7 protein-coding genes are annotated in these 13,653 nt (G+C 70.3%); 4 read left to right on the forward strand and 3 right to left on the reverse strand.

From position 1 onward, the window contains the following. Window positions 1–98: 98 nt before the first annotated feature. Genes AMYBE_RS0112875 through AMYBE_RS0112885 form a run of 3 tightly spaced genes read right to left on the reverse strand, consistent with a single transcriptional unit; the run spans window position 99 to window position 5,289 of the window. Window positions 99–2,228, reverse strand: coding sequence for an acetate--CoA ligase family protein (locus tag AMYBE_RS0112875; protein WP_020659794.1), 2,130 nt, complete (start codon window positions 2,226–2,228; stop codon window positions 99–101). Further along, window positions 2,228–3,457: a formyl-CoA transferase gene (gene frc / locus AMYBE_RS0112880; protein ID WP_020659795.1), complete on the reverse strand. Its 1,230-nt coding sequence runs from the start codon at window positions 3,455–3,457 to the stop codon at window positions 2,228–2,230. Before frc ends, AMYBE_RS0112875 begins: the two co-directional genes overlap by 1 nt. 17 nt (window positions 3,458–3,474) lie before the next feature. After that, window positions 3,475–5,289, reverse strand: a complete 1,815-nt coding sequence (locus AMYBE_RS0112885; protein ID WP_020659796.1) for a thiamine pyrophosphate-binding protein — start codon at window positions 5,287–5,289, stop codon at window positions 3,475–3,477. Between the two features lie 397 nt (window positions 5,290–5,686). On the opposite strand from AMYBE_RS0112885, the gene sucC reads away from it, so the two are divergent. From sucC to AMYBE_RS41570, 4 genes are all read left to right on the forward strand, one after another. Next, window positions 5,687–6,841, forward strand: coding sequence for an ADP-forming succinate--CoA ligase subunit beta (sucC, locus tag AMYBE_RS0112890; RefSeq protein ID WP_020659797.1), 1,155 nt, complete (start codon window positions 5,687–5,689; stop codon window positions 6,839–6,841). Between the two features lie 3 nt (window positions 6,842–6,844). After that, window positions 6,845–7,729, forward strand: a complete 885-nt coding sequence (gene sucD / locus AMYBE_RS0112895; RefSeq protein ID WP_020659798.1) for a succinate--CoA ligase subunit alpha — start codon at window positions 6,845–6,847, stop codon at window positions 7,727–7,729. 57 nt (window positions 7,730–7,786) lie between these two features. After that, window positions 7,787–8,644: a LysR family transcriptional regulator gene (locus tag AMYBE_RS0112900; RefSeq protein ID WP_020659799.1), complete on the forward strand. Its 858-nt coding sequence runs from the start codon at window positions 7,787–7,789 to the stop codon at window positions 8,642–8,644. Between the two features lie 398 nt (window positions 8,645–9,042). Next, entirely contained in the window at window positions 9,043–13,629 is a 4,587-nt protein-coding gene (locus AMYBE_RS41570; protein WP_051124685.1) for an RHS repeat-associated core domain-containing protein, read from the forward strand. Window positions 13,630–13,653 lie beyond the last annotated feature (24 nt).

Genomic DNA, 13,653 nt, shown 5'->3' on the forward strand with positions numbered 1-13,653 from the left:
CGAGCCGGGACGCGTCCGCGCCCCGACGCCCTTCCCTGTCCCACTCCGCTGACCTGCGGTTACGTGCCGGGCAACTTACGCCTCCCTCTCCGAGTCGATCAAGACAGCAATCCGGCCGAACGCGCCCAGCGGTACTTCGCGCCGAGCACGGCCACCGGCTTCTCGGTCGTGTACGGATAGGCCACGATCCCGTGCGCGTACAGGTGCTCGCTGGCCTGCTCGACCTCGACATCCCCGGACAGCGACGCCACCACCGGTTTCTCGATCCCCCGCCGGCGAAACTCCTCGACCACGTCCACGACGAGCTCCGCGAACACCATCGGCGGAGTGACGATCGTGTGCCAGTAGCCGAGAACCAGCGAGTGAATCCGATCGTCGGACAGGCCGAGCGCGATCGTGTTCCGGTAGGTCGACGGCGGTTCGCCGCCGGTGATGTCCACCGGGTTGCCCGCCGCGCCGAACGGCGGGATGTACTGGCGGAACGCCGCGTCGAGGTCGTCCGGGATGTCCATCAGCGACAGTCCGTTGTCGACGCAGGCGTCCGAGAGCAGGACGCCGGAACCGCCCGCCCCGGTGATGATCACGACGTTCTCGCCCTTCGGCGTCGGCAGCCTCGGCACTCCGCGCGCGTATTCGAGCAGGTCGTTGAGGCCCGGCGCGCGGATCACCCCGCTCTGGCGCAGGATGTCGTCGTAGACCCGGTCGTTTCCGGCCAGCGCACCGGTGTGCGAGCCCGCGGCTTTCGCGCCCTGCGAGGTCCGGCCGGCCTTCAGCACGACGATCGGCTTCTTCGCCGACACTCGCTTCGCCGTCTCGGCGAAGGCGCGGCCGTCCTTGAGATCCTCCAGGTGCATCGCGACCAGCTCGGTGTTCTCGTCGTGCTCGAAAAAGGTGAGCAGGTCGTCCTCGTCGATGTCCGCCTTGTTCCCGACACCGACAATCGCCGAGACGCCCATGCCGGCGGACCGGCTGAATCCCAGAATGGCCATGCCGATTCCGCCGCTCTGCGACGAAAGCGCGACGCCGCCCTTGACGTCATAGGGCGTGCAGAACGTGGCCGACAGGTTCTCCGGCGTGTAGTAGTAGCCGTAGATGTTCGGGCCCAGGATCCGTACGCCATGCTTGCGCGCGACGGCCAGAACCTCGTTCTGCAGCTCGATGTTCCCGGTCTCGCCGAAGCCGGACGGGATCAGGATCGCCCCGGCGGCCCCCTTCGCGCCGACCTCTTCCAGCGCGGCGGGAACGAATTTGGCCGGGATCGCGAAGATCGCCACGTCCACGTCGCCCGGGACGTCGGCGATGCTCGGATACGCCTTGCGGTCCAGTATCTCCGCGGCCTTCGGGTTGATCGGGTAGATGTCGCCCGCGTAGCCGCCGTTGACGAGGTTCTTCATCACGGAATTGCCGATCTTGCCGTCCTCGGCGGACGCCCCGATCACCGCGACCGCGGCCGGTTTCATGATCCGGTTCATCGCGGCCAGGATCTCCTCCTGCCCGAACCGCATCGGCTCCGCGGCCGCGGCCGGGTCGACCAGCATCCGGACGTCGACCGCGGTGGCCCCGGATCCGGTCGCCAGCACCGGGTTCAAGTCCGCTTCGGCCAGTTGCGGGAAGTCCGTGACCAGCTGTGACAGCCGGTGCACGATCTCCGCCAGCGCGGCCTTGTCCACCGCCTCGGCGCCGCGCACGCCGTCGAGGATTTCCGCCGCGGCGATGCCGTCCACCATGGACAGTGCTTCCTCGGTGCTGGTGGGCGCGAGCCGGAAGGTCACGTCCTTCAGCACTTCGACCAGCACCCCGCCGAGCCCGAACGCGACGATCTTGCCGAAACTCGGATCGGTGACCGACCCGATGATCACCTCCTGGCCGCCGGTCAGCATCTGCTGTATCTGCACGCCAGTGATCCGCGCGGAGGCGTCATAAGCCTTGGCGTTGGCCAGAATCGCCCGATAGGCGTCCGCCACCGCCTGCTCGTCGCCGAGGCCGACCAGCACGCCGCCGGCCTCGGTCTTGTGCAGGATGTCCGGCGACACGATCTTCGCGACCACCGGGAATCCGATCTCCGCGGCCTGTGCCGCCGCCTCGTCCGCAGACGTGGCCAGCCGTTCCTGTGGGGTCGGAATCCCGTACGCCTCGCAGACCGCGCGGCCTTCCGGCGCGGTCAGCACCGACCGGCCCTCCGCCGCGACCCGCGAGAGGATCTCCTCCACCGCCGCCCGATCGGCCATCAGATGACCCCCGCGGCGCGGAACTGCTCGACGTCTTCCCTGCGGTAGCCGAGTTCGCCGAGCACCTGGTCGCTGTGTTCGCCCAGCAGCGGCGGACGCTCGACCTCCACCGGCGAATCCGACAGCTTCAGCGGGCAGCCCACAGTCTTGAACGCGCCGCGCTCCGGGTGCTCGACCTCGACCACCGAGCCCAGTTCGGCCAGCGTCTCGTCCTCGATCAGCTCCTTGGTGGACAGGATCGGCCCGCACGGGATGTTGCGGGCGTTGAGCAGCTCCATCACCTCCCATTTCGTCAGCTGCTCGGTCCACTCCTCGACGAGCGCGAACACCTTGTCCAGTTTGGACAACCGGGCCTCCGGGGTGGCCCAGTCCGGGTCCTCGGCCAGTTCCGGCCTGCCGATCAGCTCGGTCAGCGGGGCCCAGCCGACCGGCTGGACGATCACGTAGATGTAGTCGTTCGGCCCGCCCGGCGCGCAGCGCACCGCCCAGCCGGGCTGGCCGCCGCCGGACGCGTTGCCCGAACGCGGCACCTCGTCGCCGAACCGCTCGTTCGGGTACTCGCCGAGCGGCCCGTGCGCCAGCCTCTGCTGATCGCGCAGCTTCACCCGGCACAGGTTCAGCACCGCGTCCTGCATCGCGACCTGCACCCGCTGGCCGCGCCCAGTGGCGGTGCGCTGGTACAGCGCGGCGAGGATCGCCGCGACCAAGTGGATGCCGGTGCCCGAATCGCCGATCTGCGCGCCGGTGGCGGTCGGCGGGCCCTGCTCGAATCCGGTGGTGCTCATCGAGCCGCCCATCGCCTGCGCGATCACCTCGTAGGCTTTGAAGTTCGCGTACCGACCGGGGCCGAACCCTTTGATGGACGCGTAGATCAGCCGGTCGTTCAGCTCGTGCAGCCGCTCCCAGGAGAACCCGAAGCGGTCCACGACGCCGGGTCCGAAGTTCTCCACCAGCACGTCCGCCGAGGACACCAGTTTGGCGAAGACCTCCTTGCCCTGCTCGCTTTTCATGTTCAGCGTGATGCTGCGCTTGTTCGCGTTGAGCATGGTGAAGTAGAGACTGTCCGCATCGGGCAGATCGCGCAGCTGGCCGCGGGTGATGTCGCCGCGGCCGGGCGCTTCGAGTTTCACGACGTCCGCGCCGAGCCAGGCGAGGATCTGCGTCGACGACGGTCCGGATTGGACGTGGGTCATGTCGAGGACGCGGACGCCCTCCAGTGCCTTGCCCATCTTCAGGTCCTCCCGACTTACTTGTACATCGTCTGATTCATGGTTCCGGGGGCGTAGGCGTCCGGGTCGACCCAGACGTTGATCAGCGACGGCTTGCCCGATTCCCGCGCCCGGCGCAGCGCCGGCGCGATGTCCGCCGGGTCGCGGACCTCCTCGCCGTAGCCGCCGAGCATCCGGGCGAACTGGTCGTAGGGCACGTCGCCGAGGGTGTTGCCGATCCGTTCCCGGGCCAGTCCGTACTTCTGCGCCTGGCCGTAGCGGATCTGGTTCATCGACGAGTTGTTGCCGACGATCCCGACGAACGGCAGGTCGAACCGCACCAGCGTCTCGAAGTCCCAGCCGGTGAGGGAGAACGCGCCGTCGCCGAACAGCGCGACGACTTCCTGGTCCGGCCGGGCGTGTTTCGCGGCCAGCACGAACGGGATCCCGACGCCGAGCGTCCCGAGCGGGCCGGGATCCATCCAGTGCCCCGGCGACTTGGGCTGCACCACCTGGCCGGAGAAGGTCACGATGTCGCCGCCGTCGCCGATGTAGATGGAGTCCTCGGTGAGAAACTCGTTGATCTCGTGCACCAGCCGGTACGGGTGGATCGGGTTCGCGTCGGAGTGCTGCAGCGGCAGCCGCTTCAGCTTCGCCTTCTCCTCGACCGCGCGCAGTTCCTCCAGCCACGGCTTCCGGCCGACCGCTCCGGTGTCGACCCGCCCGGACGCCGCCTGCGCGACCGCCGCCAGGATCTGGCCGGGATCGCCGACGAGACCGAGGTCGATGTCGCGGTTCTTGCCGACGGTCCGGTAGTCGAGATCGACCTGGACCACCGTCGCGTCGGCGGAAAGCCTTTTGCCGTAACCCATCCGGAAGTCAAACGGCGTGCCGACGATGACGATCACGTCGGCGTTGTCGAACGCGTACCGGCGGGACAGCTGGAAATGGTGCGGGTCCCCGGGCGGGAGTGTGCCGCGCCCGGCGCCGTTCATGTACGCCGGGATGTTCAGCGCGCGGACAAGTTCGGTCGCCGGTTCGGTGGCCCTGGCGGTCCAGACCTGGCTGCCCAGCAGAATCGCCGGTTTGCGGGCGTGCACCAGCAGATCCGCCAGCCGCTCGACGTCCGCCGGGTCCCCGGCACTGCGCGTCGACGCACGATAGCGGCCCGGCTCCGGGATGCGCGCGTTCTCGAGCGGCACGCGGGCGTCCAGGACGTCGCGCGGAATTTCCAAAAAGGACGGTCCGGGCGCTCCGGCGAACGCCTCGCGGAACGCCATCGACACCAGGTCGGCCGCCCGGGAGGTATGCGGAACGGTGGCGGCGAACTTGGTGATCGGCGTCATCATGTCCACGTGCGGGAGGTCCTGCAGGGAGCCCATCTTGTGCTGGCTCAGCGCGCCCTGGCCGCCGATCAGCAGCATCGGGCTCTCCGCGCGCAACGCGTTCGCCACGCCGGTGACCGCGTCGGTCGTGCCCGGCCCGGCCGTGACGACCGCGCAGCCGGGGCGGCCGGTGATCCGTGCGTAGCCGTCCGCCGCGTGCGCCGCGACCTGCTCGTGGCGCACGTCGATGACGGCGATGCCTTCGTCGACGCAGCCGTCGTAGATGTCGATGATGTGGCCGCCGCAGAGGGTGAAGATGGTGTCCACGCCTTCGGCTTTGAGAGCCTTGGCGACCAGGTGGCCGCCGGAGATGGTCTGCGGAGCGGACTCGTCGACGGTGGCTGGCCCGGCCGGCTTCGCGTTGGCCTCCTCGCCGGCGAGCGATCCGGGCTGCTCGCCGGAGGCCGGCTCCTCGGCGCGTCGGGTGGCCGGTTCGCCGGCGTGCCGGCCGGTCGTGGTTGGCGACATGCGCAACTCCTCCTGTCCCGCGGCGGACCTCTCTGATCCGCGCGTTCGTCCCGGCCCGCTGCCGTCGGCTGCGCCGGGCGGGTGACCTGTCACCGCAGGTCAGCGGACTGTCGGCGGTGAACTGTAGATTGCATACCGTATGCGGTAGGCATTAGACTTACTCCTCGATCGGCCCGCTGTCCAGGGGCAGCGGCGGGTTTGTCCGAAGGCCGGTCCGCAGTCGCCGGGGCGGGTGCGGACCCGGGTCGGCACGGCATCGGCGGCAGCTGATTGCGGCTTCGAGCTGGCAAGACCGCCGCAGCGCCTCATCGGACCGGGCCGACAAGGCGGCGCACGGAACCGGGCGGCCCCGCCGCTTCCCCTCCCCCTAGCTCACTCAGCGCAGGAAGGACCCCCGATGGATCTCTTCGAACACCAAGCGCGCGACCTCTTCGCCGCGCACGGCGTGCCGGTCCCCCGCGGCCGCGTCGCCGACACTCCCGAACAGGCGCGGTCGGCGGCGGCCGAGATCGGCGGTGCCGTCGTAGTGAAGGCACAGGTCAAAACCGGCGGCCGAGGCAAGGCGGGCGGTGTCAAGATCGCCGCCTCGCCGGATGCGGCCGAGCAGGTCGCCGACGACATTCTCGGCATGGACCTCAAGGGCCACCGGGTGCAGCGCGTCCTCGTGACCGAGGCGAGCGACATCGCCGACGAGTACTACGTCTCCTATCTGCTCGACCGCGCGGACCGGACGTTCCTCGCCATGGCGTCGGCTGCCGGCGGAATGGACATCGAAGAAGTCGCCGCGACCCGGCCCGAATCGCTCGTGCGGGTGCCGGTCGACGCGCGGACCGGGATCACCCGGGCGAAAGCCGGCGAGATCGTCGACGCGGCCCGGCTTCCCGGCGAGGTCGCGGACGTGCTGGTTCGGCTGTGGCAGGTCTTCGCGGCGGAGGACGCCACTCTGGTCGAAGTGAATCCGCTGGCGCGTACCGGTACCGGGGAGATCGTCGCGCTCGACGGCAAGGTCACCCTGGACGACAACGCCGCGTTTCGCCATCCGGACCGGCCGGAGGACGCCGCCGGCGGCGATCCGCTGGAGCGCCAAGCCGCGGAGCAGGGCCTCAACTACGTGAAACTGCAGGGCGACATCGGCGTGATCGGCAACGGCGCCGGACTGGTGATGTCCACTTTGGACGTCGTCGCGGCAGCCGCCCAGCAGGCGGGTGCGGCCGGTCCGGCCAACTTCCTCGACATCGGCGGCGGTGCGTCGGCCGAGGTGATGTCGGCGGGGCTCGGCGTGATTCTCGGGGATCCGGCGGTGCGGAGCGTTTTCGTGAACGTCTTCGGCGGCATCACCGCCTGCGACGCGGTGGCCGACGGCATCGTGAAAGCGCTCGCGCTGCTGGGCGATCGCGCGACGAAGCCGCTGGTGGTGCGGCTCGACGGAAACAATGTCGCGCAGGGCCGGCAAATCCTGGCCGAGGCAGCGCATCCGCTGGTCACGGTGGTCGAAACGATGGACGACGCCGCTCGCGCAGCGGCCGAGCTGGCAGCGACGGGGAAGGACTGACCGATGGCGATCTTCCTGGACCAGAACAGCCGCATCGTCGTCTCCGGCATCACCGGAGCCGAGGGCCTCAAACACACCCGGCGGATGCTGGCCGCGGGCACGAACGTCGTCGGCGGGGTGAACCCGCGGAAAGCGGGCCAGCTGGTGCCGGTCGACGACCGCGAGCTGCCGGTCTTCGGCAGCGTGGCCGCGGCGATGTCGGAAACCGCCGCGGACACCGTGGTCTTGTTCGTGCCGCCGCCCTTCGTCAAAGACGCCGTGATCGAGGCGGTCGACGCCGGAATCGGCCTCGCCGTCGTGATCACCGAAGGCGTTCCGGTGCACGACGCAGCCGCGTTCTGGGCGCATGCCCGAGGCAGCCGCACCCGGATCATCGGCCCGAACTGCCCGGGCATCGTCTCCCCGGGCCGCTCGAACGCGGGCATCATCCCCGCCGACATCACCGGGCCGGGCCGGATCGGGCTGGTGTCCAAGTCCGGCACGCTCACCTACCAGCTGATGCACGAACTGCGCGACATCGGCTTCTCCAGCTGCGTCGGCATCGGCGGCGACCCGGTCATCGGCACCACGCACATCGACGCGGTCGAGGCGTTCGAAAAGGACCCGGACACCGATGTGATCGTCCTGATCGGCGAGATCGGCGGCGACGCCGAAGAACGCGCCGCGGAGTACGTGCGAGAGCAGGTCAGCAAGCCGGTCGTCGGATACGTCGCCGGGTTCACCGCGCCGGAGGGCAAGACAATGGGGCACGCGGGAGCCATCGTGTCGGGCTCGGCCGGCACCGCGACCGCCAAGAAGGCGGCGCTCGAAGCCGCCGGAATCCGAGTCGGGCGCACGCCCAGCGAAACGGCCCGGCTGGTGCGGGAGGTGCTGACAGAGGCGGACTAGCGGCCGCGACTCTGCCACTGGGAAATCCTCGAAGAACGGTGCCACTCAGGAGGACGGATGGACCTGCGGCAGCTGGAAACCGTGATCGCGGTGGCCGAGGAGGGCGGTTTCACCGCTGCCGCGCAACGGCTGCACACGGGACAGTCGACAGTGTCCACCGTGGTCCGCGCGCTGGAACGCGACCTCGGCGTCGAGCTGTTCGAACGCACCACCCACCGGGTTTCGCTCACCCCGGCGGGCAAGGCGTTCCTGCCGGCCGCCCGGACCGCGCTGGAAGCGGCCGACCTGGCGCGGGCCACTGTGGACCGAGCGAGGTGGGAAATCGCCGGCGAGGTGCGGATCGGCGTCATGCCCGGGGCGTGGCCCGAGCCGCACCGCGCGCTCAGCACGTTGCGCCGCGATCACCCGGGCGTCCGGGTGCAGGTGCGGTCGGCGCCGCCGGGACGGCTGCGATCTGCCGTTCTCGAATCCGCGGTGGACGTCCTGGTGGCGGTGTCCGGCAGCGTCACCGGCGACGGGCTGGTGAGCCGGCCGCTCGGGCGCGAAGACATGGTCTTGCTCAGCTCGACGGGACAGCGCGCGGCCGATCGCCCGGTGCCTGCGGCGGAAGCCGCGCGCGCCGCGGTGATCGATTTCGCACCGGGGTGGGCGATCCGGGAAGCCACCGACCGCGCTTTTCGCGCCGCCCGGGTGCGCCGGACCGTGCTGCACGAGGTCACCGACGTCGCGGCGGCGGCCGAGCTGGTCCGGCACGACCTGGGCGCCTGCGTGCTGCCCGCCTCGGCGGCGGCGAAGTTTCCTGACCTCACCGGACGCCGGTTCGCCCACGGCGGTCCGGCCTGGGAGATCGAGGCGACCCATGCGGCCGGAGACCCGGCACCGGCGGTAGCCGCGCTATTGCGCTGTCTGGGCTGAGGCCCGGCGGCGCTCCCGCGGCCGGGAAAGACATGCTGGCCGCACCGCGGCGGAGTCCGGTTCAGGCGACGTCGGCTGCCCCGCGATCGCGACACGCGAGCGGCTCGCCGTCGTCCGTCCGGGCGGTTGCGTCCTGATAGTCTCCTCGCTTTGCCAGACTACGGAGGATCTGCCCGCTCTCGGACCCTGTCAGCATTCGCCACCCGATGGACCTCCGTCGCCCGCGCACCCGAACCGGCTTGCCCGGGCTTCCCGAACCCCGCTCTGAGACCCGCGACCGCCGCCCGCGGAGTCCCCCGGAACGGGCAGAACGGAACCGTTCAGCGGAACCGGCCGGAATGCTGGCCCGCGTCCGAACCGCCGGGCGATTCCCGGAACAGACGACAGGAGTTGTGCCCGTGTCCAACCCGTTGGTGGCGGACAAGAAGGACTCGACCACAGCCTTCTCCGGAATCACCATTCTGGAGAGCGGCCAGGCCATCAAGGACGGCATCGAGTCCGGCAACTGGGCCTCGGTCGCGATGGGCGCCGTGGGCGCCGGGATGGACGCCATCGGGATCGCGATGGACCCGTTCGGGTCGATCCTGGCCGCCGGCGTGGGCTGGCTGATGGAGCACGTCGGGCCGCTCAAGGAGGCGCTCAACTCGCTCACCGGCGACCCGGACCAGATCGCGGCGTGCGCGGAGACCTGGAAGAACGTCGCGAAGGAAGTCGGGGACGTCTCGGCCGAACTGGCGAACCAGGTCAAGACCGACCTGCAGTCCTGGACCGGCACCGCCGCGGACGCCTACCGCAAGCAGGCCGAGGACATGGCGAAGACGCTGGAAGGCGCCAGCAAGGCGTGCGAGGGCGCGTCGAAAGGCGTGAAGACCGGCGGCGAGGTCGTCGGCGCGGTGCGGATGCTGGTGCGGGACATCATCGCCCAGGTCGTCGGGCACATGATCTCCTGGGCGCTGCAGGTGCTGTTCACCCTCGGCATCGGGCTGACCTGGGTGGTTCCGCAGGTGGTCAATCTGGTGGCCAAGACCGCCAAGCAGATCGCCGAACTCTGCAAGAACCTGATCAAGGCGATCAAGTCGCTGGGCAAGCTGCTGGGCGAGGCGGGCAAGCTGTTCGCCGACGCCGCGAAGTCCCTGAAGAACCTCAAGTCCGGGCCGAAGGGCCCGAAGCCCAATCCGGGCAAGATCGACACGATGCACCCGTCCGGAGCCAAGGGCGGCGACGCGCCGCACGGCGGAGACGGCACGACGCCGTCCGGGGCGAAGGACCACCCGTCCGGCGGCAAGGACCATCCGCCCGCCAACGAGCACAAGGGCGGCGACGGCCCGGACTCGACCGGCGGCAAGGACGGCGACGGAACCACGGCGTCGGGCGCCGGCGGCAAGACCGGCGAGCGCGGCGGTCCCGACGGCCCGGGCACCCGCGACGGCGACAACTCGATCAAGAAGAACAACCAGCCGCCGGAGGAGAACTCCACCCCGGGCGAATGCCGTCCCGGCAGCGGCGACCCGATCGACATGACCACCGGCCGGATGATGCTGCCCGAGACCGATGTGGTGCTCGCCGGCGCGCTGCCGCTGGTGCTGACCCGCATGCACTTCTCCACCTACCGCGCCGGGTTCCGGTTCGGCCGCAGCTGGGCGTCCACTCTGGACCAGCGGCTCGAGATCGAGGACGGCGAGATCGGCTTCGCCGCCGAGGACGGCACCTTCCTGGTCTACCCGGCGACCGGCGATCCAGTGCTCCCGGTCAGCGGTCCGCACTGGCCGCTCAAGCGCTCGCCCGAGGGCGGTTACGTCATCGAGCAGCCGGACCTGGAGCGAATGCTGTACTTCGCGCCGGACGGCAACGGACGGCTGCCGCTGACGGCGATCTTCGACAACGACGGGCACCGGATCCACTTCTGCCACGACGAGGCGGGCGTGCTCGCCGAGATCCGGCACTCCGGCGGCACCCGCATCGGCGTGGAGACCTTCGAGGGCCTCGTCACCGCGCTCACGCTGCTCGGCGAATCGGACCAAGACGAGCGGACCGAGCTGGTCCGCTACCGCTACGACCGCGACCTGCGGCTGACCGACGTGACGAACTCGTCTGGCCAGTCGATGCGCTACGGCTACGACGAACTGGGCCGCGTCGTGCGCTGGACCGACCGCAACGGCCGCTCCTACGAGTTCGTCTACGACGAGCACAGCCGCTGCGTCTCGGGGACGGGAGCCGACGGCCACCTGTCCTACACCTTCGCCTACGACCGCGAGGCGCGGGTCAACACCGCGACCGATTCGCTGGGCAACACCACCGAATTCCACCTGAACGCCGACTTCCAGCTTGTGCGCGAGGTGAGCCCGCTCGGCGGCGTCACGCTCTTCGAGTGGGACCGCTTCGACCGGATGGTCGCGCGGACCGACGAACTGGGCCGTACCACGCGGTGGGAGTACGACGAGCAGGGCGACCTGGTGGCGCACACGTTCCCGGACGGCGCCCGCCGCCTGTTCGAATACTCCGAGCACCGGCTGGTGTCCACTGTGGAACCGGACGGTGCCGTGTGGCGCCGGGAATACGACGAAGACGGCCGCCTGGCCGCGATCCACGGCCCGCTCGGCGCGACCCTGCGCTACGTCGTCGGCGAGGACGGCGCGGTGCGCGAGGTCGTCGACGAGCTGGGCAACCGCACGCACATCGAATCCGACTCCTTCGGCAGGCCCGTCGCGATCACCGACCCGCTGGGCGCCACGAGGCGCACCGCCTACGACGCGCTGGGCCGGATCGCCGCCGAGACCGACGAGCTCGGCGGCACCTACGAGTACGCGTGGACCGTCGAGGGCGCCGGCTGGCGGCGGACCGCGCCGGACGGGTCCGTGCAGCGCCGGGTCTACGACGGCGAGGGCAACGTGCGCGAGGAGGTCGACGAGCTGGGCGGAACCACCCGTGTCGACTACGGCGCGTTCGACCTGCCGGTCACCCAGATCATGCCGGACGGCAGCCGCTTGCGCGTCGAGTACGACGCCGAGCTCCGGATGACTGCCGCCACCAACGGCGAGGGCCGGACCTGGCGGTTCGAGTACGACGGCGAAGGACGGAAGGTCCGCGAAGTCGACTTCGACGGGCGGGTGCTGACCTACGCCTACGACGCCGCGGGACAGCTCGTCGCGCGCACCAACGCGCTCGGCGAGGTCACCGCCTACGCCTACGACCTGCGGGGCAATCTCGTCGAGAAGCGCACTGCCGACGACGTCAGCAGCTACTCCTACGACGCGGCCGGCCGCCTGGTGCGCGCCGTGAACAGCAGTGCCGACGTGTCGTTCGCGCACGACCCGCTCGGCCGGGTCGTGTCCGAGACCTGCAACGGCACGACGGTCGCCACCGGCTACGACCTCGCCGGCAATCTCCTGAGCCGGCGGACTCCGGCCGGAGTGGAAAGCCGCTGGGACTACGACGGCCGGGGCAGGCCCACCGCGTTGGCGGCGGGCCCGCGAGCGCTCCGGTTCCGCCACGACGCGGCGGGCCGGGAGATCTGGCGCGGGTTCGGCGCCGCCGAGCTGACGCAGGAATGGGACCCGCGCCACCGGTTGCGCAGCCAGACCGTCGCCACTGGGCCGGATTCCGTCGCGCAGCGCCGCGGGTACGAATTCCGGGCCGACAACGCCATTTCCGCGGTCGAGGAGCTGGTGGGCGGCCGGCGCGAGTTCGCGCTCGACCGGATGGGCCGCGTCGTCGGCGTGCGCGGCCCGGGCGATCCGGAGCAGTACCGGTACGACCGGACCGGGACGGTGACGCTGCCGCGTCAGCGAGCCGGCCAGTTCGACGCGCAGGGACGGCTCGTGCACCGCGAGGGCTGGACGTACCGCTGGAACGGCGAAGACCGGCTCGTCGGCGTCACCACCCCGGCCGGGCAGCAGTGGCGATACCACTACGACGCGCTCGGCCGCCGGGTCGCGAAGCAGCGCCTCGAAGGCGAAACGGTCGTGTCCGAGACCCGCTTCGTGTGGAGCGGCGACCTGCTCGTGGAGCAGATCGAGTCCACCCCGGCGGGCCGGACGCGCAGCACGACCTGGGAGTGGCATCCGGGCGACGAAACCCCGGTGGCGCAGACCGATCGCGCGTACGACGGGGCCGCGTGCGTCGACGAGCGCTTCCACGCGATCGTCGCGGACTTCCTGGGAGCGCCGGCGGAACTCGTCGACGAGGCCGGGCAGATCGCCTGGCGCCGCGACGAAACGCTGTGGGGCGCGCCCCGCACCGTGCAATCCGGCCCGTCGACGCCGTTGCGGTTCCCCGGCCAGTACCTCGACGCCGAGACCGGCCTGCACTACAACCGCCACCGCTACTACGACCCGGGCAGCGCCTCCTACCTCAGCGCCGACCCGACCGGGCTCGACGGCGGGCTGGACACGCACGCGTACGTGCCGAACCCGCTCACCTGGAGCGACCCGTTCGGCCTCAAGGGCGGCTGCAAGGACCCGCTCAAGCTGAAGGGCAACGAGAAGAAGGGGCAGACCGGCACCTCGAAGCAGGGCCTGCGCTACGGCAAGATGGAAGGCAAGAACGGCGAGAAGAGCCGGGTCGACCACGTCGACCTGCACACCGACATGGTCCCGGGCAAGAGCGAGCACGGCATTTTCGGCACGCCCAACGGAAACCCGTGGACCAAGGAGAAGGTCGTCAAGGTGACCGACAACGCCTGGGCGAAGGTCAAGAACGGCGACAAGGGCATCACGAAGGAAGTCCAGGGCGACCGCACGGTCTACACGGTCCCGATGGACAAGAAGGTCGGGTTCATCGACGAGCGGATCCCGGAGCGCGGGCCGTTCGACCACAGCACCGGCAAGGCGGACATCGTCCGGGACCGGCAGGGCAACATCGTCTACCAGCGGGACGCGAACGGGAACTACGTCCGGGAACGGTTCGACCTCGACCACCTCAAGATCGTGGTCGACAAGAACAACAACATCGTCACCTCGTTCCCGGACCGCATCCGCGAGTACTGAGGCCGAACCGGCCGGCGGGCTTGA

This window comes from Amycolatopsis benzoatilytica AK 16/65, assembly GCF_000383915.1.
Lineage (GTDB): Bacteria > Actinomycetota > Actinomycetes > Mycobacteriales > Pseudonocardiaceae > Amycolatopsis > Amycolatopsis benzoatilytica.

What these genes read in the sequence shown, in the direction of transcription:
- AMYBE_RS0112875 (WP_020659794.1), bottom strand. Translation starts at nt 2,228, where the DNA reads ATGGCCGATCGGGCGGCGGTGGAGGAGATCCTCTCGCGGGTCGCGGCG.
- frc (WP_020659795.1), bottom strand. Translation starts at nt 3,457, where the DNA reads ATGGGCAAGGCACTGGAGGGCGTCCGCGTCCTCGACATGACCCACGTC.
- AMYBE_RS0112885 (WP_020659796.1), bottom strand. Translation starts at nt 5,289, where the DNA reads ATGTCGCCAACCACGACCGGCCGGCACGCCGGCGAACCGGCCACCCGA.
- sucC (WP_020659797.1), top strand. Translation starts at nt 5,687, where the DNA reads ATGGATCTCTTCGAACACCAAGCGCGCGACCTCTTCGCCGCGCACGGC.
- sucD (WP_020659798.1), top strand. Translation starts at nt 6,845, where the DNA reads ATGGCGATCTTCCTGGACCAGAACAGCCGCATCGTCGTCTCCGGCATC.
- AMYBE_RS0112900 (WP_020659799.1), top strand. Translation starts at nt 7,787, where the DNA reads ATGGACCTGCGGCAGCTGGAAACCGTGATCGCGGTGGCCGAGGAGGGC.